We start from the raw sequence: 23,267 nt of genomic DNA on the forward strand, positions 1-23,267 counted from the left end.
GAAGCTTAGGTTCGGGTGTGTTTCGTGTATGTCACGACCCCCGAAAGGCTACTCACGCGAGGATGTCACTATGTCACTGGTTAAAACACTTGGTCGTGCTGCCTCAGTTGTTCTCACCTCGATAGCGTTGTGCGTTGGCATCGGCGGAACGGCTTACGCCACTGATGCACCTGAGGCTCACCGAATTCGGGGGGTCTATTTTCCCTCCGCCCCCATCCCACCTGAAGCGACCGCATTGGCAAATCAGGGTATTTCCCTCTACGGTCCGGGAACTCCCGTTTTTGTAGGAAATCTGATTTGTACGGTGACGGCTGCTGGCCATGACTCCAACGGCCGAGCAATGGCCATCACTGCCGGACACTGCGGACCAGTGGGCACACCAGTAACATCCATGGATTCACCCGAGGCAGGGGTATCAGGCACCGTTGTTCGGACCAGTGACAATCCCAAATACGGGGTCATTGAGCTCAAAGAGAACACACGTGTCACCACGTCGTACGGCCGGGTCGCTGCCGATGGCATCGGCGGTGGTGGTGTCGGCCCAGGTGCCTTATTGTGCAAGAACGGAATTTCCACAGGGTGGACCTGTGGTCCTTCATGGCAATTTCCTGCAGATTCGCACTACTTGACTCAGGTGTGTGCGACACACGGCGATTCCGGTGCCCCGGTATTGCTCGGCAATCGCATTGTCGGCATTGTTGAAGGGAGCCCGGGGCCGATCTCTTGTCGGTTCCCCATCCAAGGCCCCTTCTTCACCCCAACCGACGTTATTGACATGCAAGCCGTATTGAACTCCTTGAATGCGGGCCCAGGCCCCGGACATGGATTCCGCTTAGGATAACCCGCGGTGCTCCTGGCTGAGCCGGTGGAGCACCGTCTCGTGAAGGATGCCATTGGTAGCCAACGCGGTGCCACTGTAGGGGCCTGGTTCGCCAGATAATGATGTGAAGGTTCCCCCGGCGCCGTTGATGACTGGTACGAGTGCAGCAAGGTCCCACAGTGACACCTCCGGTTCTGCTGCGATATCCACCGCCCCCTCAGCTACCAGGCAATATGAATAGAAGTCTCCAAATCCTCGCAGTCGCCATGCCTCGTCAGTCAGTGAGATGAAGGCGTCACGGCGTCCATGTTTTTTCCACCCGGCAAGCGACGACATGGAGATTGAACTGTTCTCTAGCGCGCTCACGGAGGACACAGCCAGCCGTCGTGGGGTGCCATGGCTATTGTCGGTTGCCCATGCGCCTTCACCCGTGATTCCAATCCACCGGCGGCCCAGGGCGGGGGCAGAGACCACGCCTACGGTTGGTTGGCCATCGATGACGAGGGCAATGAGCGTTGCCCATACCGGAACTCCGCGAACATAATTTTTCGTCCCATCAATGGGATCGATCACCCATTGGCGGCCTGCCATGGTGACATCACCACCGAATTCCTCTCCGAGGACATGATCATCGGGCCGTTCGCCGGCGACGATGTGGCGCAGTACCCGCTCGGCCTCGACGTCAGCATCGGACACCGGAGTCATGTCGGGTTTCGTGCTGACATTCAGGTCTGATGACAAGAATTGTGTCATGGTGACCGTATCGGCCGCGTCCGCCATCTCGAGGGCGAGGGTGATGTCTGGAGCATGGACGCTTCTCGCCCATGGCGTTGAGGCTGTGGTGGTCGTGGCATGAGTGGTGGGTGCATGTACAGAGTCGGTCGCGTCTCCGCGAATCGACTGCTCAATAGTATCGACCACGGTGCGGGGGCCGGCGGCGGACCAGGTTACTCCATGGGCGTCGAAACGCCTGGTGACTCCTCCCAGACCTTCGACGAGGGCGCGTCCGGGTAGCCAGTCCCAGGATTTGACGGAATGTTGAACCCATCCACCGAGTTCACCATGGGCAACCGAGGCTATATCGATTGAGCCGGATCCCAGCATACGGACACTCGCAAACTTTTCGACGGCCGTCATCCATGCTGAGCTGATACTGGTGTGATTCATCAACGTGGGGTGTAGATAGGTTCCTAGGCATACTTGGTCTGTTGCCGGTGGTTGAGAATCGAGGCGTGGGAGGGGTTGATCATCGAGGGTGGTGGGAATCTCGGGCCCGCCGATCCAGGTGTAGCCCATTGCTGGCCGGTGCACTGCTCCCAAGATGAGGGTGTCGGGGTTGTCTGCTGCAGCGTCAGGAGTGTCGGCGGTTCCTTCTATGAGAGCGAGAGCGGAGCACCAGTAGTCAGATCCGCGTGTGAAGTTGTAGGTGCCGTCGATGGGGTCAATCACCCATACACGCCCAGACTGCGAGGGTCGGGATGTACCTTCTTCACCGATGACACCGTCGTTGGGGCGTAGGAGGGTGAGTACTTCGGCGACGAACTGTTCGGCTGCGCGGTCGGCTTCTGTGACAACGTCGGAAATGGATGTTTTATATTCCGTGGTTAACCCGCCGCGTGTGCGTCCGGTCTCGCGTAGTCGCCAGGCTAATCGCCCTGTGTTGTAGACGATGTCGCGGGCGAGGCGTTGGTCATTGATTCCCTCGCGTGCGATGGAGAAGGTCTTGGCCAGTGCGCTGACCATATCGGTCATGGTGTGCGGTGCGTGGTCCTCCGATGATTCCATGGTGTCATTGTGCCCTATGTGCGTGGTTCTTTCGTTCATGGAGGATTGGCCTGGTATCTGTCGTGGGGTATATAGATCTACGATGTGTGCCTCGGCACTGTTAGGATTACCCCCGTGAATCCGGATGTCTCTCACGATCTTGAAAGTCTTAGTTCCACGTTGACGACGATTGAAAAAGTTGTTGACGTTGACGACCTCAAGGATCAGGTACGTGAACTTGAAGCTCAGGCGGCTGATCCGTCCTTGTGGGATGATCCTGATCATGCCCAGAAGGTGACGTCGACATTGAGTCATGTTCAGTCTCAGGTGAAAAAAGTGACTGCCTTGCGGCAACGTCTTGACGATATGCCGGTGCTCTACGAGCTTGCCGATGATGCCGTCGAGGCTGGTGATACTGAGGCTGCTGAGGAAGCTCGGGAGATGGCCGATGCTGAGCGTGAGGCTTTGCATCAGGAGATCGACGCGCTTGAGGTGCAGACGATGCTCTCGGGGGACTATGACGAGCGTGAAGCCGTTGTGAATATTCGTTCTGCTGCCGGGGGTGTGGATGCTGCGGACTGGGCGGAAATGCTGATGCGCATGTATACGCGGTGGGCGGAGCAGCATGGGCATAAAGTTGAGGTCTATGACGTCTCATATGCTGAGGAGGCGGGGATTAAATCTGCAACGTTCATTGTGCATGGCGGGTATATGTATGGCCAGTTGTCTGTAGAGCAGGGTACTCACCGCCTGGTTCGGATCAGTCCATTTGATAATCAGGGTCGACGTCAGACGTCGTTCGCTGAGGTTGAGGTTCTCCCTGTGGTGGAGAAGACTGACCATATTGATATCGATGACAATGATGTTCGTGTTGATGTGTACCGTTCGTCGGGTCCGGGCGGGCAGTCGGTGAATACCACTGATTCGGCGGTGCGGTTGACGCATATTCCGACCGGGATTGTTGTTACGTGTCAGAATGAAAAGTCTCAGATTCAAAATAAGGCGTCGGCGATGCGAGTTCTTGCCGCTAAGTTGTTAGAGCGGAAGCGTGAGGAAGAGCAAGCTGAGATGAATGCGTTGAGGGGTGATGGATCTAATTCGTGGGGAAATCAGATGCGTTCATATGTGTTGCATCCTTACCAAATGGTGAAGGATCTGCGAACTAATTTTGAGGTTAATGATCCATCAAAGGTGCTGGATGGGGACCTTGATGGGTTCTTGGAGGCAGGGATTCGGTGGCGGATGGCTCAACAGCGTGGGGATGACGATAACTAGGTTTCCCATCTACTTCACAGTGTCCACAGGGGTTACCAAATGCCACAGGAGTGCGTTACCCTGGCTGCGTGATTAAGTATGACGCGGTTACTAAGATGTACCGGACGTCCACCCGCCCGGCCCTGGATGCCGTCTCTGTGACGATTGAAAAAGGTGAATTTGTCTTCCTGATTGGGCCGTCGGGATCGGGCAAATCCACGTTCTTGCAGTTGATGCTGAAGGAACAGAACGTGACTAGTGGGAACCTGTGGGTAGGGGATTTCCATGTCAATAAACTGACTAGCAAGAAAGTGCCCCAGTTGCGGCAACGCGTGGGGTATGTGTTCCAAGATTTTAGGTTGCTGCCGAAGAAAAACGTGTATGACAATGTTGCCTTTGCGCTGGAGGTTATTGGTACGCGACGTGCGGCTATCGATAAGCGCGTGAAGGAAGTGTTGGATCTTGTGGGGTTGGGAAGTAAACGTAACCGTATGCCCAACGAATTATCCGGTGGTGAGCAACAACGTGTCGCGATTGCGCGAGCATCGGTGAACCGCCCGTTAGTCCTCCTTGCTGACGAGCCCACGGGTAACCTTGATCCGGAGACGAGCGCTGATATTTTGACGCTGCTTAATCGTATTAACCAGATGGGAACGACGGTTATTATGTCGACTCATGACGCTGGTGCTGTGAATGCGATGCGCCAGCGAGTGTTGGAGTTGCATTCAGGGAAACTTGTCCGTGATGATGTCCGCGGCCTCTATGGCGTCGGTAAGTAGGGGAGGGCTCAATGAAGACTAGGTTTGTTGTCCGTGAGGCGTTGACGGGTCTCACGCGTAACCTCACGATGACGATCGCGATGATCATCACGACGGCAATTTCATTGGCATTGCTTGCTACCGGGTTTTTGGTCACAGATGTGACGTCAAAGACGAAAGACATCTATCTGGACCGGGTAGAAGTCATGGTTCAGATGGATGAGAATATTTCGGCTCATGATAAGAGTTGTTCGAGCGCTGAGTGCAAGGATGTTCAGGATAAATTGAAGTCCGAGGACGGCGTGGAGTCTGTCACGTTCCGTAGTCGTGAGCAATCGTATGAACACTTCAAAGAGCTGTTCAAAGAGTCGGATCCTCGGCTTGTGGCTGATACCAGTCCTGATGCTCTTCCGGCAGCTTTGCATGTCCGGTTGAAAGACCCATTAGATACGTCTCCGTTGGATAGTGTGCGGAAAATGTCGCAGGTGTCGGACGTTGTTGACCAGGTTGATGACCTGCGGGGGGCAACCGATAACCTCAATGCGATTAGAAATGCGACATTTGTGGTCGCGTTTGTGCAGGCTATTGCCGCAGTATTCTTGATCGTGAATATGGTTCAGATTGCAGCGTATTCTCGTCGCCAAGAAACCACGATCATGCGGATGGTCGGTGCAACACGGTGGTTTACTCAAGCCCCGTTCGTTCTTGAAGCGGTGCTGGCGTCGCTAGCTGGTTCATTGGTGGCCATTGGTGGGCTCATTCTGGGCAAGGAATTTGTTCTGGATAGCACCCTAAAAAGCTTGTATGACTCGCGTTTGATTGCTCGTCTGACTTTGGCGGATATTGGAATGGTGTCTCCGATCGTCATTATCGTAGGTATCGTCTTTGCCGCTATTACTGCGCAAGCTACGTTGCGCTGGTATGTCAGGGATTAGCCGTTAGTGTTGCCCCTATCCCGCACGAGAGATGCGGCGAGTGGTTGTAATGGCCAGCAGTGTTGCCACAGCATGACTGGGGTGGGACGGTGCTGGTTGTATTGTGGCTTTTTGTATGCCGCGGTGCGTATGATTCTCTGCACGATTATTGCGACGGCCGATAGTGTGAGGAGCATGAGGTGGCGAAGAAAGCGACAGTGGTGGATGATGGCGTCGCCAAAGGAAAGAAAAAAGCTAAGTCAAAAAAATCGAAGGCGGCGGGGGGCCGGCAGGTTGTCGCTACTAATCGGCGTGCCCGTCACAATTACACCATTCTTGACACCTGGGAAGCCGGAGTGCAGTTAGTGGGCACTGAGGTTAAATCGCTCCGTGAGGGTAAAGCGTCATTGGTGGATTCTTTTGCCACTATCGACGATGGTGAAGTGTGGTTGCGTCACCTCCACATTCCAGAATATTCGAAAGGGCATTGGACTAATCACTCGCCGAGGCGAACGCGGAAGCTGTTGTTACACCGCAATGAGATTGATTCTGTGATGGGGAAGGTGCGGGATGGTAACAATACGTTGATTCCGTTGAGCCTCTATTTTTCTCATGGAAAGTTGAAGGTCGAGTTGGCTCTTGCACGCGGTAAGCAGGATTATGACCGCCGTCAAGATATTAAAAGGAAGACGGAAGAGCGGGAAGCGACCCGTGCGCTTGGTCGGCGAATCAAGGGCATCACTGGGTAGCACATGTCGGGATATTATCGCTGAGGGTATTGTCCGTCAGCGTTTCTCTACCTGATAGATATAGAGGACCTGATAATGACGATGCGGAGATCCGTGTGCTCCGCAGAGGCACGATGCCGCGGACCATAACGGTGTGGTGGGATCGTGGACAACCGAGAGGGAGGCGCATCTGTGACTGAACCGGCTGTAAACGATCCTGAAGTATGGACTTTGTGCCATCCGACTCGTGGAACCATGGCATTAACTCTTGCGACGCCAGAGTATTTGCGCACTATCGACGATGGCTGGCCGGACGTTATCCCTGATGATGAGAAGAATGCTGGGAAGCGCGGTAGCGGTGATGAGGAGACCGCAGAAGGCAGCGGCATTGAAAACTCAGAGACTGTGGGTGCTGGTTTAGGTAAGTCGAAAAATGACGACTCTGATGAGACAGAGCAAGAGAAGCGCAGGGCACGGGTAAAGATGGCTCAGACCATAGCGAGGGTGACGTGTGATACGCGAGACAAGGTAGTACGCCGGTTCCAACCTGTGACGACGTGGGGCACACCGGGGCGTGTGGTTGAAGGTTTTCTTAGCCGATGGAGAGCATCGGCGCACCGGGGGATGCTCCTTGAAGTGGGGGGAGAGCCTGTTGCCCGGCTGGAGAAGCAGGAAAAATACACCTTCCCGACGGAGCGGCCTCTCGATGCTGGTACCTACACTGAGCGTCGATCGTCACGCAAGAGCCCTCGTGTTCAGGTCGAGGTCAATCCCCTGGGTGAGGTTATATCGGTCTTTTATAAGGATCCTGACAACACGGTTTTGGCTTTCGACCCGCCTGAGGAGTCACGTGCAGCTCGTCGTTTCGCAGAAATCAAGAAGTCCCCGTGGAAGGGGCTCATGTTTTCTGTGCTGGGTGGGATCTCGAAGGCTGGGTGGGCGGTTTTCGCGTTTGTCGTCGTCCCGGTCATCAAGCGGATCATGGATTGGTTGCTTGGTTTGTTGCCTAAGTGGGATATCCCCTGGCCTCACATCCCTTGGCCACATATTCCCTGGCCACACATCCCTTGGCCGCATATTCGCTTGCCGCGCATACCGTGGCCGCACTGGACAATTCCTTTTCCCCATATTCATCTACCAGGGTGGGTTATTTTCCTCATAGACAATCCAAAGATGTGGGTTCCCATTCTGATCGGTATTGCCGTGGGTGTGGCCTCATGGAGGAATCACAGAAAATCGCAGAAAACGAGCACACAAGAAACCAATGTGCAGGAAATCAACTCTGTGGATTCCGAGAGTCATCTGCGCGGCTCGGGTCATCATCCTCAGTCGAGCCAGGGGGTGAGAAATGTGGATCGAGATGCGCGTGGCGGGCTCCCGATCCACGATGAGGTGTCTGGTGAGGAAACGCCGCCAAGAGAGTCCTAGGAATGGTTAGACTTTGACGACCATCTTTCCCTTGTTGCCACCGCGCATCATCGTGAGGAAGGCGGAGACGGCGTTATCGAGGCCTTCCACGAGGGTTTCTTCGTAGACAATTTTGCCGTCACGTAGCCACGGTATGACCGTCTGGAGAAATTCGGGCATGATGTCCAGATGGTCTCCGAGGGTGAACCCCTCGATGCTGAGGGATTTCTTGATAATTTCCGTCATATTCCGCGGCCCGGGATCGGGAGACTCCAGGTTGTACTGGCTGATCATGCCGCACTCGACGAGTCGTCCGAAGCGATTCATGGCTCCGATGGCGGCTTCTAAATGCTCCCCGCCGACGTTGTCGAAGTACACATCGATTCCAGAGGGGAGTTGTTCCGCGATTGGTGCCGCCTTGTAGTCGAGTGCGATGTCAAAACCGTAGCGGTCGGTCAGCATGGCTGTTTTCTCCGGCCCACCTGCGGATCCAATCACGGTTCCAGCACCGAGTACACGGGCGAGTTGCCCGACAGTACTGCCAACAGCCCCAGCGGCTCCCGAGACAAACACGGTCTCGCCCTCTTTGAGGCGGCCAATGCGGGTTAACCCAACGTAGGCTGTGACTCCGGTGATGCCGAGAATTCCAAGATAAGCGGAGGGGGAGAGGGAGTCGTCGACACGACGGAAGTCGTCGGCGGGGCCTTGCGCGACATCACGCCAGCCTTGCTGATGCGTGACCAACATGCCGTTGGGGAGACTGTCGTGACGAGATTCAATGACGCGCCCCACGGCGGAGCCTGTCATTGCAGCATCGAGGGAGAACGGAGGAATGTAGCTGGGTGCGTCACTCATGCGGCCACGCATGTAGGGGTCCACTGAGATGTATTCATTTTTCACCCGTACTTCGCCGGGGGCGAGGGGAGGAAGGGGTACGCAGACGGAACGGAAGTTGTCGGGTTGTGGCCACCCGGTGGGACGAGAAACGAGATGAATTTGATTGCTGTCCATGGCGCACGATCATAGCCGTGTGAAGGAGGTGGTGCTGGTGTGATACGTTTTTGACTCATCTATGGAATCGGAGTAGCTTTTAGCCACTGCGTTTGTTTCCTGCATGCGAACCTGCAAACGCAGTTGAGGGGCCGATTTTTGGTTTCGACTCCGCTCTATCAAGCCAGGGGAAGCGTGCCGGTGCAGGCTAGAGACCACCGTTGAAGCGTCGTAGCACACTGATAAGCGCCGAGAACACTCAGCGCGACTACGCTCTCGCTGCCTAAATCTAGCGAAGCGTGTCTGTCAGTCCAGGTTCGTTCCCGACCTGGTTCCTGGCATCGACTAAGGGAACTTGCTGCAGCGTTGTGTTGTCAGGACGTTGTGGGACTTTGTACTGATGACTGGGCCTGTCATCCAGACACGTTCGCCTGATCTGGAAGGTCGAGTAGAGGCTCCGCGCGAACTGCGCACGGAGAAGCCCTGGCGCGATGGCGGAGGACCCGAGTTCGATTCTCGGCGGCTCCACCAGATGATGCCCCTGGTCGATGATGGCCAGGGGTTTTCTGCATGTTTGGCGGGTTGTGTCAAGGATAGGCTGGTGAAGGGGTACCTAATTCTTTGTAAGGCTGGGCGTGGCTAGGTTGATGCGTCGTTGCCCTATATTATCGACGCTGTGCAGATTCGTCGGCCGCAGAAATATGAGCCTCCCCGTGAGCCAGCCCCGGAGAGAATACCCTTCCGGGGTGGATGTGGTGTATCTCTGGGGCTGATTTTTCTTGCGGTGTGGGCGGCTATTCGCTTGACATCGTCCGAGGTGAAGAATAAAGCGTTTGGAAACCTCTTTGTCTGGCCGTTGGATTTTTCCATTTATTACAAGGCTATGCACCATATTTCCCACGGCCATAATTTGTACGGGACGAATTACATTTTCAACTTACCGTTTACCTATCCACCTTTCGCGGCGGTTGTGTTTAGTCCCATGGTGTTGGTGGGGCGCAAGACGCTGGCAGTGTATTGGCAGGTCGGGTCTCTACTTGTTTTATTTGCTGTGGTATTAGGGGTCTTGAGGCAACGTGGTTATAAGTGGTCGTTGTGGCTTCTGCTCATGTCGTTGGCAGCGGTCTTCGCATCGTTCAATCTGTACCCGATTCATGGCAATTTCTTTTTTGGTCAGGTCAATATTTACTTAATGGGTCTGATTGCCTTGGACTTTTTGCGCCGTTCGGGGTGGGGGCGTGGAGTTGGTACAGCGTTAGCGGCGGGTATTAAACTCACGCCAGCGTTATCGATTGTGCTATTTGTTCTTGAGCGTCGGTGGTGGGCGCTGGTGACGGCGGTAGTTGGGTTTGGGGCTACGGTCGTTGCGGGTTGCGTGGTTATTCCGGATGGTTCCAAATACTGGACTCGTTACATGTTCAAAACGGACCGGATCGGCCCGCAAGGGAATCCCGCTGCTCAGTCGTTACGGGGGGTCCTTCACCGTTTGCATGTGCACGACGAGGAGACCGTGTGGATTGTGTCCTCCATCGCGATTGTTATCGTGCTGTGTATTGCGGCATATGGTGCCATAAAACGTGGGAATCGGGCGATGGCGATGTGTCTGTCGGGGATCACCGCGCCGATCGTTGCACCATTTTCGTGGCATCATCACTGGGTTTTCCTTGTTCCCCTTGCTGTGTTGCTCATCGATGCCATCATGCGTGGTGTGGCAGTACCGATTAATCGGATTCGCAACAGGGTGATCCGATGGTTGCTTGATCAACTTGCAGGGTTGGCTGCTGTGGCGCTGGTGAGCGTGATATATATTCCGTTTAGCAATCCTTTTAGTGTGCCAATGTTCAGGCATCTCCAGCAGAATCGAGCGTCTGACCCGGCGATTATCCGCGGAAGCTTCGTGTATACGGGCATCGCTATTCTCGTTGTTGTTGCCGTGTGGTATTCGGTGATCATGAGTATCGATGTGATTCGTGGTACGCGGTCACCGGTATCTGAATCGGACACGACGTCAGCAGATGAGCCTGATAGTGGTAGTTCTGAGTCGTCAATCGTGGTGTCTGAGGGGCAGAGTGATTTCACGGAGCATGAAGCCTGGACTTATCACGGGCATAATAATGCCTGATTCCCTTCCAGGGCACAGATCAGATGATGGTGTGATATTGCCGCCGGTTTTATCGACGGGAAGATAGGAAGAATTGGCGTCCTCGAACTCCGGCGATCACCATCATGACGCCAAAGGCGGCAAGCATGAGGCCTAGTAGGGCAGTCAGGCTGTATAGGCTTGTCAGCGGGGCAACGATGAAGACAATGCCGACAATGATGGAGAACATTCCCGTCCACGTGACGTTGCTGGTGGTTCCGCTGATCCGAGATGCTACCCGTCCGGCGCTGACGGTTGCTATCCCGTGGATTAAGGCCATGATTCCAATCATGATGACGATGATCACGCCGAACCGTTGTGGGGCGATAAGAGAACCGAGTCCGATGATGAGGAGGATGACGCCCACGATGGCACTGATCTTCGGGAGAATGGGGATCGACCGGGTGGTGAGTCCAAACCATGTGAGGGCGCTGCCGACGAGAATGGCGAAGGTTCCGGTTGCCCAAGCGAAGACGCTGATTCCTGCGTGTGGCCAGAGGGCCACGACAATGCCGACGATAGTGGCAATAACGCCAGTGAAGGTGAGCCATCGTGAACTCTTGGAGAAGACGGCTGCGACGGGGCTGTCACTGAGTAAAGACCCCAACCCGATGAAATCAGAGTGCTCGGTGAATGAGCGAGTGTGATTCCCAAAGGACGATGAAAAGTTTGACGAGTATCCATCTGCGCGTCGACCATCTGGTCCGAATACAGCATCGGGCTCAAAGGGGTCGTTGGGTGTCCCCTTGCCTTGTCGATCTGGGTCGTGTGGAAGCGGTGAGTCGGTTGTCATGGTCTCTATTGTGCTGGTGGTCGAGTGTTGAGCGCCAGTTTGTGCCGTGTTTCGTCAGGAATATTGCGTATTGTTCCGCCCTATGGGCTGGGAAGCGCGGTGAAGCATCAGAAATGGGTGGCGATACAGGGGGTGTGTGGAATATTGAGACGAAAGTTCCGGGGCTGCAATTATGAGGGTTACCGGAATGGTTGATGCATAGCTATGCTTGAGCGTTACGGCGAGGCGCGCCGGAAGTGAGCGCACCGGTCACAAGAAAGATGGAGGATGGTGGATACGGTGGCGCAGAGTACAAGTGTCAGCACGGCGGGGAACCGCGCGTCGGTCATGCTCGATATCGTGAGCCTTGCAGCGCGGCTGGGTATGGCCGCTGTCTGGATGGTGACGGGATATCGCAAGCTGCAACATCCATTGCAAACGAAGCAAGCTGTGAATGCTTATGAGATTCTTCCGAAAGATCTTGTGCCTCCGTTAGCTGCGGGATTGCCTGCTTTTGAAATTGCCCTGGGGATTTTGCTGCTCCTTGGTATCTTCGTGCGTCCCGTTGCGGTGATTTCGCTGGGTGTGCTGGCGGTATTCCTGTGTGCGATCGTCTCTGCGTGGGCCCGGGGCCTCAGCATTGATTGCGGCTGCTTTGGTGGTGGAGGAGTGAACCCTCATGCGGGTCCTGCCACATATGTGAAAGACATAGTCCGTGATCTCGGATTTGTAGCGTTATCAGTATGGATTGTCTGGCGACCATGTCGGCGGTTCGCGATGCATCCTTAGGTTGTCACGCTTTGGTTCCGTACACTGGTGATCGGTACCTATTGACGTGGCATCGAGCTCGCACCGCCACACGAGTAGTAAACAGCGAGGAATGTCCTTGAGTAGTAAAAAGATTAAAGCCCCGAATGAGAAGAGTAATGGTTTCATGTGGGCAATCGCGGTTATCGTCATCGTTATTGCCGTCGTGATTGGTGTCGTCGTTGTTAACGACAAGAAGGACGACGTGTTTGAAAAGGCGGCCTCAAAGAAGCAGGTCGACGTTACTGCGCAGATGACGGTGGATGGAGCCACTGTTAACCTGAAGAGCCACGACGCGAAACCAGATCTGCCTACTGTCGATATTTACGATGATCTCACCTGCCCTCACTGTGCCGACCTCGAATCGAGCACAGGTTCTCCGCTTCTCGACGCGGTCGATGCGGGAAAGCTCAACCTGAACATCCGCACCATGAACTTCCTTGATAAGGCACAAGGGGGAAAGCTCGATGAGCAGGGTTCCGCAACGAAGGCCTTGACCGCCCTGTATGCGATCGCACGGGGTGGAAACGCAAAGCTGTACTGGAACTACCGTGCTCGTTTATTCGAACATCAAGCCGATTTCTACAATTCATGGGGATACGACGAGTTTGCCAAGCTTGCAGAGAAGATGGGTGCCTCAAAGAGCGTCGTTAAGGACATTAAAGGCTCCAAGTACCACTCGGATGCTCTGAAAATGGCGGATAGTAATGCCAAGGCTCTGAGCAAGGAAGGGGACGGCAAAGTCTCCAGCCCGCGTGTATTCGTCAATGGTAAGGAAGTTCAGCTGAAGGCCTCCGATCAACACACATTTGACAACTGGGTACCGCAAGCTGAAAAAGGCAAGGTTGACTAAAACCGGATGTCGTCACTGCCTCGGCATCTTTGCTGGTGTGCGGTGAGTGGCCTGCGGGAACATGAAGAGGGATGCAGCTGTCGGTGAAAAAGGGGACACTGGAATAAGCACAGTTCCCCATATTTCTTTGTTGTCCCCATGAGGAGGCCCACCATGGCACACTCCCGCGCTGGCCAGCCAGCCCAGCCTGAGGATCTTATTGATCTTGCCGAACTTGTTACCGCCTACTACACGAAGCACCCTGATCCGCAGAATATCGATCAGCGGGTGGCGTTTGGTACGTCGGGACATCGCGGCTCATCCCTTGACAGCGCGTTCAACGAGGACCACATTCTTGCGATGACGCAGGCCATCGTCGATTACCGGGTAAAAGAAGGTATTGATGGTCCGTTGTTTATTGGCCGTGATACACATGGTCTTTCGGAACCTGCAATGGTGTCTGCCCTAGAGGTACTTGGTGGCAATGAGGTGACGACGCTGGCTGACGCGAGGGGAAGGTATACCCCGACGCCAGCGGTGTCACACGCGATACTCACGCATGATCACCCTCGGGCTGATGGGATCGTGATGACGCCATCCCATAATCCGCCGCGAGATGGTGGATGTAAATACAACCCGCCCTCGGGTGGCCCCGCTGGAACGGATGTCACAGGATGGATCGCAGATCGTGCTAATGAGTACATTACGAGGGGGTTGGATGGCGTTAAACGGAAGGCCGTGAGCGGTGTCACCGAGTGGGGAGATGTCCTCAAACCTTATGACTTCATGTCGCGCTATATTGACGATCTTCCGTCGATTGTGAATCTCGACGCCATTCGTGAGGCAGGTGTGCGTATTGGTGCGGATCCTATGGGTGGGGCGTCACTCGATTATTGGGGTGCTATTGCGGAGAAGTACCGGTTGGATCTCACTGTGGTCAACCCGGTGGTCGATGCCACGTGGCGTTTTATGACATTAGATACTGATGGCAAGATCCGCATGGATTGCTCTAGCTCGAATTCGATGGCTTCGTTGGTGCACAATCGGGACAAATATGATATCGCAACGGGCAATGACGCAGACTCGGATCGCCATGGCATCGTTACTCCAGATTATGGGCTGATGAATCCGAATCATTATCTGGCCGTCGCTATCGACTATCTCTTTACCCACCGGCCATATTGGTCGGAGGCGGCGGCTGTGGGTAAGACGGTGGTCTCATCGTCGATGATTGACCGTGTGGTGAAGAAGCGTGGACGAAAGCTCATTGAAGTTCCTGTTGGATTCAAGTGGTTTGTTCCTGGGTTGATCTCGGGTGATATTGGTTTCGGTGGGGAAGAATCCGCGGGTGCGTCATTTCTTCGTTTCGATGGAACCGTGTGGTCAACCGATAAGGATGGAATTATCCTCGATATGCTCGCGAGTGAGATTAAGGCAGTTATGGGGGCAACACCGTCGGAGCGATATGTTGAATTGTCAGCGGAATTTGGTGCCCCAGCATATGTGCGGACCGATGCGGGGGCGAATCGTCAGCAGAAAGAGCGGTTGAAGAAGCTGTCACCGTCGGATATCGATGCGACAACGTTGGCGGGAGAGGAAATTACTGCCACGCTGACGGAAGCCCCTGGTAACCATGCCCCGATTGGTGGGCTCAAAGTGGTGACTGACAACGCATGGTTCGCAGCACGCCCGTCTGGTACGGAGGATAAGTACAAGATCTATGCAGAATCTTTCAACGGTGATGACCATGTACGCAAGGTTCAGGAAGAAGCCCAGCACCTTATTGAGAACGTCCTAGGTTAATGAATTATTAGATAATATGGAGGGGCCCGGTCGGTGACGACCGGGCCCCTCCATATTTGTGGAGCTAACGGGACTCGAACCCGTGACCCCCACACTGCCAGTGTGGTGCGCTACCAGCTGCGCCATAGCCCCTTAGACCACGATTAATTTACTCATGGGTGTAGTGATAAACAAATCACCAGGTAAGTAACCTCTTTTTGGTCTGTGGGGGCATGGAAGTACACGTGGCGATGTATTCTTAGTACTTCATCTACAAGGTATGGCCGATCAACGAGGGAAGGCTTACCCGATGCAGTTCGGACTATTCACTATTAGCGACATCACGACAGATCCGACGACGGGGGTGACTCCGACTGAGCATGATCGGATCCAGGCCTGGGATGCGATGGCCAAGAAAGCTGCTGAGGTCGGTTTGGATGTCTTCGCGATTGGGGAGCATCATAATCGGCCCTTTTTCTCGTCCAGTCCGACGACGGCGCTTGCGTATGTGGCCGCTCGGTATCCGAATCTGATGTATTCAACATCTACGACGTTAATTACCACTAACGATCCAGTGAAGATCGCTGAGGACTACGCGATGCTTCAACACCTGACGAAGGGCAACATGGATCTCATGTTGGGTCGGGGTAATACCGGGGCGGTGTACCCATGGTTTGGCCAGGATATTCGGAAAGGTATTCCGCTGGCTGTGGAGAACTATCATCTGCTGAGGCGGTTGTGGCGAGAAGAGGTCGTGAACTGGGACGGGGAGTTTCGCACCCCGTTACAAGGGTTTACTAGTACGCCGCGCCCGTTGGACGATACTCCGCCGTTTGTGTGGCATGGTTCTATCCGCTCGCCGGAGATTGCTGAGCAGGCGGCTTATTATGGCGATGGTTTTTTCCATAACAACATTTTTTGGAATATTGAACATACGCAACAGATGGTTAATCTGTATCGTCAGCGCTACGAATACTATGGGCACGGAGCTTCTGACCAGGCGATTGTCGGTCTTGGTGGGCATATTTTCATGGCAGAGACCGAGGCTGAGGCTAAGGCGTTCTTTCGTCCTTATTTCGACAATGCGCCTGTGTATGGGCATGGTCCATCGTTGGAAGAGTTTGAGGCAATGACCCCGTTAATGGTGGGGACGCCAGAGCAGGTCATCGAGAAGTACCTCGGCTATGTCGACGTCGTGGGAGATTACCAGCGTCAACTGTTCCTGGTTGATCATGCAGGTGTTCCGCTCGAGAGGGTGTTGGAACAGATTGAGATGCTGGGTACTGAGGTTGTCCCTGTGCTTCGTCGTGAGTGTGAGGCTCATCGCCCTGTCCATGTTCCTTCTGATCCCCCCACACATGTTTCGCTTGTCGCCCAGGGGGCGGGGTCACCTTTCCGCCTTGTCCAGCCTGCGAAGGCTAATAGAGGTGTCAGTTAGACTTAGGCATCACTAAATAACGTGGCGTATGCGGGTGGCTCAGTCGAAAGGTGAAAGTAACAGTGAAGACAGTAGTGGTCATTAATGCCGGAATTGGTACGCCCTCCAACACTAAAATATTGATCGATTCGATCACAGGTGCGGTCAAGTCGCACGTGTCGAAGCGTGGTGATGCTGTAGAGATCGACTCAATTGACCTGAGAAGCCTTGCTCATGAATTAGCTACCATGATGATCACCGGTGTGGCGGGTGAAAAATTAGTTCAAGCGAAAAAATGTCTTTCAGCTGCTGATGGTGTGGTTGCGGCAAGTCCGGTGTTTAGTGCGAGCTACACTGGTCTATTCAAAATGTTTATTGATTCTCTCGATACTGATGCCCTTAACGGAATGCCTGTGCTCATTGCTGCGACTGGAGGTACTCCCCGCCACGCCCTCATGCTTGACTATTCGATGCGGCCGCTTTTTACCTATCTTCGGGCTATTGTCATGCCGACGGGCGTCTTTGCTGCCACGGAGGACTTTGGTCAAGCGACTGATCTTACGCGTCGTGCTAACCGGGCAGCCTCGGAGCTTGCGACCTATGTATTGGGGACGCCAGGTGTGGGGGAGGGCTGTGGTCCAGATCTGACAGAGGTGGCCCCACAACGCCATGATGGGCTCACGGTGACCCATTTTCGTGATTTTGAAGATCTTCTGCGGGGACACGAAGGGTAGTTGCGTCGATTTTTGGCGTCATGAGGCTTGTGTGGTGTGGCACCCGAACGGGGGATTGCGCTGTCATGCGCAATTTTTTGGAGCACAATAGACTCATGAGTGATGAGAATGTTGTTACTGAGTTGACTGATGAGGAATGCTTTAATTTTCTCTCCACGGTCGCACTGGGGCGTGTCGTTGTTCACTCGGGTGATGATGTTGATATCTATCCCGTCAACTATGTCGTTGATCGGGGTGAGGGGAGCCACCCGCGGTCTGTTTTGTTTCGTACAGCAGAAGGTTCCAAGTTGGTGTCTTTGACTGTGAATAACCAGGTGCTTTTTGAGGTGGATTCTTTCGACGAATCGGATGCTACGTCAGTGGTTATTCGTGGGACAGCCCATCGGTTGACCAGTAGTGCGGAGATCAACGAGGCGGACACACTTGATCTGAAGCCGTGGCTTCCCACGTTGAAGTACAACTATGTACGTATCGTGCCTGACTCGGTATCGGGTCGCTACTTTAAGCTTGGCGATGAACCCGACCGTTATATGAGCACAGTGTACTAACTTATTTTGTCCACCAGGTGTCGGTGGGTGTGACTGGCATGCTGCGTTTATGGCGGCTCACCGTGTAGAGGTGCTCAATGCGTTCGATAGCGTCTTGTGGGAGGTTACCAACGCCTTCGAGGTAGTCGTCGATGTGGGAATATGTGACGCCTAATGCATCTTCGTCGGGTAATGCGGGACGGTTGTCTTCGAGGTCTGCGGTGGGGATTTTACTCCAGGTGCTCGGTGGTGCGCCGAGTTCCTTCAATAGTGCTGCGCCTTGTCGTTTGGTGAGGCCGGCGAGAGGTAGGATGTCCGCGCCACCGTCGCCATATTTTGTGTAGAATCCGGTGACAGCTTCGGCGGCGTGGTCTGTGCCGATGACGAGGAGGTTGAGTTGTCCGCCTGCTGCGTATTGTGCGACCATGCGGATGCGTGCTTTGACGTTGCCGCGGTTGAAATCGGTGAGGCAGTGAATTCCTAATGACGATGACACTGTTTTTTGTAAAGCTTGAGTTGCATCTTTGATGTTGATGACGACGGTTCGGTCGGGTTCGATGAAATTGAGTGCGCGTTGGGCGTCGTCTTCGTCTGCTTGTTCGCCGTAGGGGAGTCGTACGGCGTGAAAACGCACTGTGGTGCCGTGGTGCTCGCGGACGCGTTCGACTGCTAGTTGGGCTAGTCGTCCGGCGAGTGTGGAATCTTGTCCTCCGGATATACCGAGGATAAATCCTTTGCCCCCCGTTGCGTAGAGATAGTCAGCAAGGAAGGTGACTCGCTGTTCTATTTCTTCTTGTGGGTTGATCGTGGGCTTGACTCCGAGGGAGCGTCGGATGTTATCGCGAAGGTCGCTTGTCATTTCATCATCGTAAAACGGGTGGGCGCTGTTGTACACCGCTGGTGCGATGTTCGGTGATGTGGTGTTTGAGGGAGTCTGCTGTTGGTTTGGGTTGAGGGTGAGGTGAGGGTGAGCCGGAAGATAGAGAAGTTTTGGATTTCGGCCTGGTCGAGGTACCATAACCCTTCGTGTCATAGTCAAGTGGGGTGAACTGCGACGTTGTCGTGGGAGTGTGTCTCATCAGACTGTGTTATGTAGGTGGTCGATCGCCGTGGGGTGGTTGGCTTCACTAGCCCAGCCGACGAAGAAAGGAGCGCCCGATGAAGGTACGCAAATCCCTTCGGTCGCTGAAGAACAAGCCGGGTGCTCAGGTTGTGCGCCGCCACGGCAAAGTTTTTGTGATCAATAAGAAGGATCCCCGTTTCAAGGCCCGTCAGGGTTAAGATAGCTCATTAGCTCGCGATGGTGGAGGGTGAAGATTTTTAGCCTCTTCCATGGTGACGCCGTGTAGTGGGTATGGCACCGGGTAGGTGCCGAGCCGGTAGCTTTCTGTTTCAGAGGGTTGCCGGCTTTTTGTATGTCATAGTGGCTGGGCAGTCTGCAAGTTGGGTAGTAAAGCTGATGTATAAAACTGGGCATCATACATGTAGTGATTTGCAATGGTGATGACCTTGGAATTCCACTTTTGTAATTACTATATATAGTGGTATCTCTCGTCTTGAGATTCTATCTATTGTGTTTTTTCTTTGCTTGGGCTAGAGTTGAGAAGCGTTACGCGGGCCTTACAATGGCTGGAAAATCCACCGAATATCATCGTAATTCGTGTGGTATTCCGCATGGTTTCGACGGTGGAAACGCCCGCTAATACACAATCACCGTAGTAAATTTCAGTGTATCTACAGAGGGAGAATCTTCATGGCCGTGACCGTATACACCAAGCCTGCCTGTGTTCAGTGCACTGCAACAAAGAAGGCACTTGACCGTGCGGGTGTGGATTATGAGACTGTCGACATCTCCATGGATGCCGATGCTCGGGACTATGTGATGGCACTTGGTCATCTGCAAGCCCCTGTTGTTGTTGCCCAAGATGAGCACTGGTCGGGGTTTCGCCCAGATCGCATTAAAGGCTTAGTAGCCTCAGCTGCGTAATTCATTGTCTTTTGCGTGACCTCAGCAAGGTCTGGTCTTTTTCTTGTGGTTGTTTCTACAACGTAAATAGGTGGAAGTGATGGTCGATCGCAGCACCTGTTTTCATTGCTAGTCCTATGACAATAGTTTCAATGACCTGAGAAGATGATAAGTAGACATGTATCTCGTATATTTTTCCTCGGCGACGAATAATACGCAGCGGTTTGTCGAAAAACTGGAAATACGTGCAGATCGGATACCACTCCGACGTACCGAACCGGACCTTATTGTTAACGAACCGTATGTGCTGATTTGTCCAACATATGGTGGCGGAGCATCGATAAGTCGCCAAGAAACTAGGCCGGTACCGACCCAAGTAATCCATTTTTTGAACAATGAGCACAATCGTTCCCTGATTCGTGGTGTCATAGCATCGGGTAATACAAATTTTGGCCCCGACTATGGAGTCGCGGGCGATATTATTTCCAAAAAATGTGCCGTCCCTTATTTATATCGTTTTGAACTGATGGGCACGCCAGAGGATGTCTCTCTTGTCAGACAAGGGCTTGCCGCATTTGAAGCTGGTGGGATGAAGCGTTCCGCCGCATGATCAGTGCATGATGTCCTCGGCTAGCGGTGACGTAAGAAGGCCTTGTTGCTTGTAAAACGAATGTTGACCTTCTACTTGTCGGAGGGTCCATCACTCTCAACTTAGTCAGTCGGGTACTTTGACTCAGCTGATTGACTCATTCCAATTGTGGGGTACTAACCTCAACTCGATTTCAAGGAGTAATCTACGTGTCCGATCTTGGTAAAACAGTAATGGAACCAGTTCGCCCATCGGAGCGGCTAGATTTTCATGCCCTCAATGCGATGCTTAACCTCTATGATGGCGACGGAAATATCCAGTTTGATAAAGACCGAGAAGCGGCTAATCAATTTTTCCTCCAGCATGTCAATCAAAACACCGTTTTTTTTCATGACCTAGAGGAAAAATTTGACTACCTGATCAAGAATAATTATTACAACAATGAGATCGTCGAAAAATATAACTTTTCCGAGATCAAGGCGTTGTTCAAGCACGCATACAGCTACAAGTTTCGTTTCAAAACGTTCCTAGGTGCGTATAAATACTATACCTCGTACACCCTCCGGACTTTTGACGGTAATCGCTACTTAGAGCGATATGAAGATCGCGTATGTATGGTTGCTCTCGGGCTTGCTGATGGTGACATTGACCTGGCCCGTCGCCTTGTCGACGAGATTATTCAAGGGAGATTTCAGCCGGCAACTCCGACCTTCCTGAATGTGGGTAAAGCGCAGCGTGGTGAACCTGTTTCGTGCTTCCTCTTGAGGGTGGAAGACAACATGGAATCCATTGGACGGTCGATTAACTCGGCGTTACAGCTGTCCAAACGCGGCGGGGGAGTCGCACTCCTCCTTTCCAATCTGCGTGAGCAAGGCGCACCGATCAAAAAGATCGAAAACCAGTCATCTGGCGTCATTCCCGTGATGAAGCTTCTGGAAGATTCATTCTCGTATGCAAACCAGCTGGGGGCACGGCAAGGAGCCGGAGCTGTATACCTTCATGCACATCACCCGGACATCATGCGGTTTCTCGATACCAAGCGCGAAAATGCAGACGAGAAAATCAGGATTAAGACCCTATCCCTCGGGGTGGTCATCCCGGACATTACATTCGAGTTGGCTAAGCGTAGCGACGACATGTACTTGTTTTCGCCATATGATGTGGAGCGCGTTTACGGGCAATCGCTTGCAGACATTGGTGTCTCTGAGCATTACGAGGAGATGGTTGAAGATCCACGGATTAAAAAGACAAAGATCAATGCCCGTCAATTCTTCCAAACTCTCGCTGAAATTCAGTTTGAGTCAGGATATCCGTACATTATGTATGAGGATACAGTCAATCGGACGAACCCGATTGCTGGTCGGATTAACATGTCCAATCTGTGCTCGGAAATTCTCCAGGTCAACAGCCCGTCAGAATTTAATGCTGATCTGTCATACGAAAAAATTGGCGATGACATCTCATGTAACTTGGGGTCGTTGAACATTGCAATGACGATGGATAGTGATGATTTCGACGGCACGATCGATACTGCTATTCGTGGTTTGACGGCGGTATCTGATCAGACCTCCATTGACTCTGTTCCTTCCGTACGCCAAGGTAATGAGCATTCTCACGCCATTGGTCTGGGACAAATGAATCTTCATGGTTACTTTGGTCGAGAGCGCATCCACTACGGCAGTGAAGAGGCACTAGATTTCACCAACGCGTACTTTGCAGCTGTTATGGTCGCATGCTTGAAAGCATCGAACCGTATCGCGAAGGAACGCGGCGTCGCATTCAAAGGCTTCGAAGACTCTGAGTACGCTTCTGGCGAGTTTTTTGATCGTTATAACCCGGAGGACTTTGCCCCGAAAACTGAGAAGGTTAAAGCTCTCTTCGGGAAGTCGTCGATTTCAGTAACGACAGCTGAGGAATGGAACCAGTTGCGCGACGATGTGAAGAAATATGGTCTGTATAACCGGAACCTCCAGGCGATCCCTCCGACGGGTTCGATCTCGTATATCAATAACTCGACGTCATCCATCCACCCGATCGCGTCGAGGATTGAAATTCGTAAAGAGGGCAAGATTGGCCGCGTGTACTATCCTGCTCCGCATATGAGTAACGATAATCTCGACTATTTCAAAGATGCTTATGAAATAGGATATGAAAAGGTGATCGATACTTATGCTGTTGCGACGAAGTATGTCGATCAAGGCTTGTCATTGACGTTGTTCTTCAAGGATACGGCGACGACGCGTGATATCAATCGTGCCCAGATCTACGCGTGGAGAAAAGGAATTAAAACGTTGTACTACATTCGTTTGCGACAAGCCGCGCTGGAGGGAACGGAAGTGGAAGGTTGCGTGTCCTGCATGCTGTAAAGCTCAGGGAACAGCATAAAAATTGGCCCTACCTATAGCAAGGCGGGGCCAGAATATAAGGCTCAGCTATTTAACGCTGGCCGAGTTCTGCATCAATACGAAGAATTCCTGCGCCATCGTTTCCAACAAGCTCGAGGCGATCAAGGATCTCGCTCACGGCATCTTCTTCGTTGATCTGTTCAGTCAAGTAGTGGTCGATTAGCTGGCGAGAGTCAAGATCTCCTTCGCTCTCCGCAGTTGCTGCAAGATCGCGGATGAGGCTGGAGACTTTTTTCTCGTGGTCGAGTGCGGCCTGGAATGCATCCTTTGCCGTCTGAATGTTGAGTTCAGGAACAGTGAGGGTGGAGATGGTCACCTGTCCGCCCCGCGCCAGGATATGGTCGCTGAAGGAATGAGCATGGCTGAACTCTTCCTCGACTTGCTTGCGCATCCAGTCCCGCATTCCCACGAGGCTTAGGCGATCTAGCTCTAGTCCGAGCTGTTTGTAGATGAGGGCTGCCTGGAGTTCGGCGTTGAATTGATCATTGAATGCTTTCTGCATTGTATCGCTGATAGTCATGACACGAGTATATGAAAATTTAAAAAAAATGCCAATCGGTTTCAGGAAAAAATTTAAGCAGCATTACAATTTTAGATTAAGCAAAAATAAATTATGAAGTTGGTTTAGGCCCAACTATAGTTGTTCTTTCAGTTGAATACC

22 protein-coding genes, 1 tRNA gene, 1 other RNA gene and 1 pseudogene are annotated in these 23,267 nt (G+C 53.1%); 18 read left to right on the plus strand and 7 right to left on the minus strand.

Annotated features, from left to right (window positions below):
- Window positions 1–70 precede the first annotated feature (70 nt).
- Window positions 71–841: a trypsin gene (locus V5S80_RS01175; protein ID WP_395168937.1), complete on the plus strand. Its 771-nt coding sequence runs from the start codon at window positions 71–73 to the stop codon at window positions 839–841.
- On the opposite strand, the gene hisN is transcribed toward V5S80_RS01175, so the two are convergent.
- Window positions 833–1,618, minus strand: coding sequence for a histidinol-phosphatase (gene hisN / locus V5S80_RS01180; RefSeq protein WP_395169396.1), 786 nt, complete (start codon window positions 1,616–1,618; stop codon window positions 833–835). The genes V5S80_RS01175 and hisN overlap by 9 nt on opposite strands.
- Window positions 1,619–1,765: 147 nt before the next feature.
- Window positions 1,766–2,644 (minus strand): annotated as a pseudogene (locus V5S80_RS01185) (inositol monophosphatase family protein); the annotation flags it as partial.
- Between the two features lie 75 nt (window positions 2,645–2,719).
- Here V5S80_RS01185 and prfB point away from each other — a divergent pair.
- The 5 genes from prfB to V5S80_RS01210 all read left to right on the plus strand — a co-directional run bounded on the left by prfB (window position 2,720) and on the right by V5S80_RS01210 (window position 7,666).
- Window positions 2,720–3,859, plus strand: a complete 1,140-nt coding sequence (gene prfB / locus V5S80_RS01190; protein WP_395168938.1) for a peptide chain release factor 2 — start codon at window positions 2,720–2,722, stop codon at window positions 3,857–3,859.
- A 68-nt stretch (window positions 3,860–3,927) separates the two neighbouring features.
- Window positions 3,928–4,617, plus strand: a complete 690-nt coding sequence (ftsE, locus tag V5S80_RS01195; RefSeq protein WP_395168939.1) for a cell division ATP-binding protein FtsE — start codon at window positions 3,928–3,930, stop codon at window positions 4,615–4,617.
- Between the two features lie 11 nt (window positions 4,618–4,628).
- Window positions 4,629–5,531, plus strand: coding sequence for a permease-like cell division protein FtsX (gene ftsX, locus V5S80_RS01200; RefSeq protein ID WP_395168940.1), 903 nt, complete (start codon window positions 4,629–4,631; stop codon window positions 5,529–5,531).
- A 179-nt stretch (window positions 5,532–5,710) separates the two neighbouring features.
- Entirely contained in the window at window positions 5,711–6,259 is a 549-nt protein-coding gene (smpB, locus tag V5S80_RS01205) for an SsrA-binding protein SmpB (protein ID WP_395168941.1), read from the plus strand.
- A 171-nt stretch (window positions 6,260–6,430) separates the two neighbouring features.
- The gene (locus V5S80_RS01210; protein ID WP_395168942.1) at window positions 6,431–7,666 is read left to right on the plus strand and encodes a hypothetical protein; all 1,236 of its coding nucleotides are present in this window, start codon (window positions 6,431–6,433) and stop codon (window positions 7,664–7,666) included.
- Window positions 7,667–7,672: 6 nt separating this feature from the next.
- Here V5S80_RS01210 and V5S80_RS01215 read toward each other — a convergent pair whose 3' ends face one another.
- Window positions 7,673–8,656: an NADP-dependent oxidoreductase gene (locus V5S80_RS01215; RefSeq protein WP_395168943.1), complete on the minus strand. Its 984-nt coding sequence runs from the start codon at window positions 8,654–8,656 to the stop codon at window positions 7,673–7,675.
- Between the two features lie 127 nt (window positions 8,657–8,783).
- Here V5S80_RS01215 and ssrA point away from each other — a divergent pair.
- Together ssrA and V5S80_RS01225 are read left to right on the plus strand one after the other, a co-directional pair.
- Window positions 8,784–9,166: a transfer-messenger RNA gene (gene ssrA / locus V5S80_RS01220) on the plus strand.
- 145 nt (window positions 9,167–9,311) lie between these two features.
- Complete coding sequence (locus tag V5S80_RS01225; protein WP_395168944.1) at window positions 9,312–10,757, plus strand: glycosyltransferase 87 family protein; 1,446 nt, start codon at window positions 9,312–9,314, stop codon at window positions 10,755–10,757.
- Between the two features lie 49 nt (window positions 10,758–10,806).
- On the opposite strand, the gene V5S80_RS01230 is transcribed toward V5S80_RS01225, so the two are convergent.
- A complete protein-coding gene (locus V5S80_RS01230; RefSeq protein ID WP_395168945.1) occupies window positions 10,807–11,568 on the minus strand; it encodes an HdeD family acid-resistance protein in 762 nt (253 codons plus the stop codon).
- Window positions 11,569–11,895: 327 nt separating this feature from the next.
- On the opposite strand from V5S80_RS01230, the gene V5S80_RS01235 reads away from it, so the two are divergent.
- The 3 genes from V5S80_RS01235 (at window position 11,896) to pgm (ending at window position 14,989) form a co-directional block, all read left to right on the plus strand.
- Entirely contained in the window at window positions 11,896–12,336 is a 441-nt protein-coding gene (locus V5S80_RS01235) for a MauE/DoxX family redox-associated membrane protein (protein ID WP_395169397.1), read from the plus strand.
- A gap of 97 nt (window positions 12,337–12,433) precedes the next feature.
- Window positions 12,434–13,207, plus strand: a complete 774-nt coding sequence (locus V5S80_RS01240; protein ID WP_395168946.1) for a thioredoxin domain-containing protein — start codon at window positions 12,434–12,436, stop codon at window positions 13,205–13,207.
- 153 nt (window positions 13,208–13,360) lie between these two features.
- Window positions 13,361–14,989: a phosphoglucomutase (alpha-D-glucose-1,6-bisphosphate-dependent) gene (gene pgm, locus V5S80_RS01245; protein ID WP_395168947.1), complete on the plus strand. Its 1,629-nt coding sequence runs from the start codon at window positions 13,361–13,363 to the stop codon at window positions 14,987–14,989.
- A gap of 59 nt (window positions 14,990–15,048) precedes the next feature.
- Here pgm and V5S80_RS01250 read toward each other — a convergent pair.
- Window positions 15,049–15,121, minus strand: a tRNA-Ala gene (locus tag V5S80_RS01250).
- Window positions 15,122–15,278: 157 nt separating this feature from the next.
- Here V5S80_RS01250 and V5S80_RS01255 point away from each other — a divergent pair.
- The 3 genes from V5S80_RS01255 (at window position 15,279) to V5S80_RS01265 (ending at window position 17,667) form a co-directional block, all read left to right on the plus strand.
- Window positions 15,279–16,406 (plus strand): LLM class flavin-dependent oxidoreductase, encoded by a 1,128-nt coding sequence (locus tag V5S80_RS01255; protein ID WP_395169398.1) that lies wholly within the window; start codon window positions 15,279–15,281, stop codon window positions 16,404–16,406.
- Between the two features lie 62 nt (window positions 16,407–16,468).
- A complete protein-coding gene (locus V5S80_RS01260) occupies window positions 16,469–17,119 on the plus strand; it encodes a CE1759 family FMN reductase (protein WP_395168948.1) in 651 nt (216 codons plus the stop codon).
- Between the two features lie 95 nt (window positions 17,120–17,214).
- On the plus strand, window positions 17,215–17,667 hold the full coding sequence (locus V5S80_RS01265; RefSeq protein ID WP_395168949.1) for a pyridoxamine 5'-phosphate oxidase family protein: 453 nt from the start codon (window positions 17,215–17,217) through the stop codon (window positions 17,665–17,667).
- Between the two features lies 1 nt (window position 17,668).
- On the opposite strand, the gene nadE is transcribed toward V5S80_RS01265, so the two are convergent.
- Window positions 17,669–18,505 (minus strand): ammonia-dependent NAD(+) synthetase, encoded by an 837-nt coding sequence (gene nadE, locus V5S80_RS01270; RefSeq protein WP_395168950.1) that lies wholly within the window; start codon window positions 18,503–18,505, stop codon window positions 17,669–17,671.
- A gap of 299 nt (window positions 18,506–18,804) precedes the next feature.
- Between nadE and ykgO the strand changes: the two genes are divergently transcribed.
- From ykgO to nrdE, 4 genes are all read left to right on the plus strand, one after another.
- Window positions 18,805–18,927 (plus strand): type B 50S ribosomal protein L36, encoded by a 123-nt coding sequence (gene ykgO, locus V5S80_RS01275; RefSeq protein ID WP_012732041.1) that lies wholly within the window; start codon window positions 18,805–18,807, stop codon window positions 18,925–18,927.
- Window positions 18,928–19,399: 472 nt separating this feature from the next.
- Window positions 19,400–19,633 carry a glutaredoxin-like protein NrdH gene (gene nrdH, locus V5S80_RS01280; protein ID WP_395168951.1) on the plus strand — a complete coding sequence of 78 codons (234 nt, stop codon included), beginning with the start codon at window positions 19,400–19,402 and terminating at the stop codon, window positions 19,631–19,633.
- 157 nt (window positions 19,634–19,790) lie between these two features.
- Window positions 19,791–20,222 (plus strand): class Ib ribonucleoside-diphosphate reductase assembly flavoprotein NrdI, encoded by a 432-nt coding sequence (gene nrdI, locus V5S80_RS01285; RefSeq protein ID WP_395168952.1) that lies wholly within the window; start codon window positions 19,791–19,793, stop codon window positions 20,220–20,222.
- A gap of 212 nt (window positions 20,223–20,434) precedes the next feature.
- The gene (gene nrdE / locus V5S80_RS01290; RefSeq protein WP_395169399.1) at window positions 20,435–22,567 is read left to right on the plus strand and encodes a class 1b ribonucleoside-diphosphate reductase subunit alpha; all 2,133 of its coding nucleotides are present in this window, start codon (window positions 20,435–20,437) and stop codon (window positions 22,565–22,567) included.
- A gap of 70 nt (window positions 22,568–22,637) precedes the next feature.
- On the opposite strand, the gene V5S80_RS01295 is transcribed toward nrdE, so the two are convergent.
- A complete protein-coding gene (locus V5S80_RS01295; protein WP_395168953.1) occupies window positions 22,638–23,126 on the minus strand; it encodes a ferritin in 489 nt (162 codons plus the stop codon).
- Window positions 23,127–23,267 lie beyond the last annotated feature (141 nt).

The organism is Corynebacterium sp. PCR 32 (assembly GCF_037464985.1).
GTDB classification, from domain to species: Bacteria; Actinomycetota; Actinomycetes; order Mycobacteriales; family Mycobacteriaceae; genus Corynebacterium; species Corynebacterium kroppenstedtii_D.

Bases quoted from the DNA above. Each gene is read 5' to 3' on its own strand.
- V5S80_RS01215 (WP_395168943.1), bottom strand. From the start codon at position 8,656: ATGGACAGCAATCAAATTCATCTCGTTTCTCGTCCCACCGGGTGGCCA.
- V5S80_RS01295 (WP_395168953.1), bottom strand. From the start codon at position 23,126: ATGACTATCAGCGATACAATGCAGAAAGCATTCAATGATCAATTCAAC.
- ftsX (WP_395168940.1), top strand. From the start codon at position 4,629: ATGAAGACTAGGTTTGTTGTCCGTGAGGCGTTGACGGGTCTCACGCGT.
- pgm (WP_395168947.1), top strand. From the start codon at position 13,361: ATGGCACACTCCCGCGCTGGCCAGCCAGCCCAGCCTGAGGATCTTATT.
- V5S80_RS01230 (WP_395168945.1), bottom strand. From the start codon at position 11,568: ATGACAACCGACTCACCGCTTCCACACGACCCAGATCGACAAGGCAAG.
- V5S80_RS01255 (WP_395169398.1), top strand. From the start codon at position 15,279: ATGCAGTTCGGACTATTCACTATTAGCGACATCACGACAGATCCGACG.
- nrdH (WP_395168951.1), top strand. From the start codon at position 19,400: ATGGCCGTGACCGTATACACCAAGCCTGCCTGTGTTCAGTGCACTGCA.
- nadE (WP_395168950.1), bottom strand. From the start codon at position 18,505: ATGACAAGCGACCTTCGCGATAACATCCGACGCTCCCTCGGAGTCAAG.
- ykgO (WP_012732041.1), top strand. From the start codon at position 18,805: ATGAAGGTACGCAAATCCCTTCGGTCGCTGAAGAACAAGCCGGGTGCT.
- nrdE (WP_395169399.1), top strand. From the start codon at position 20,435: ATGGAACCAGTTCGCCCATCGGAGCGGCTAGATTTTCATGCCCTCAAT.
- nrdI (WP_395168952.1), top strand. From the start codon at position 19,791: ATGTATCTCGTATATTTTTCCTCGGCGACGAATAATACGCAGCGGTTT.
- V5S80_RS01265 (WP_395168949.1), top strand. From the start codon at position 17,215: ATGAGTGATGAGAATGTTGTTACTGAGTTGACTGATGAGGAATGCTTT.
- V5S80_RS01175 (WP_395168937.1), top strand. From the start codon at position 71: ATGTCACTGGTTAAAACACTTGGTCGTGCTGCCTCAGTTGTTCTCACC.
- V5S80_RS01235 (WP_395169397.1), top strand. From the start codon at position 11,896: ATGCTCGATATCGTGAGCCTTGCAGCGCGGCTGGGTATGGCCGCTGTC.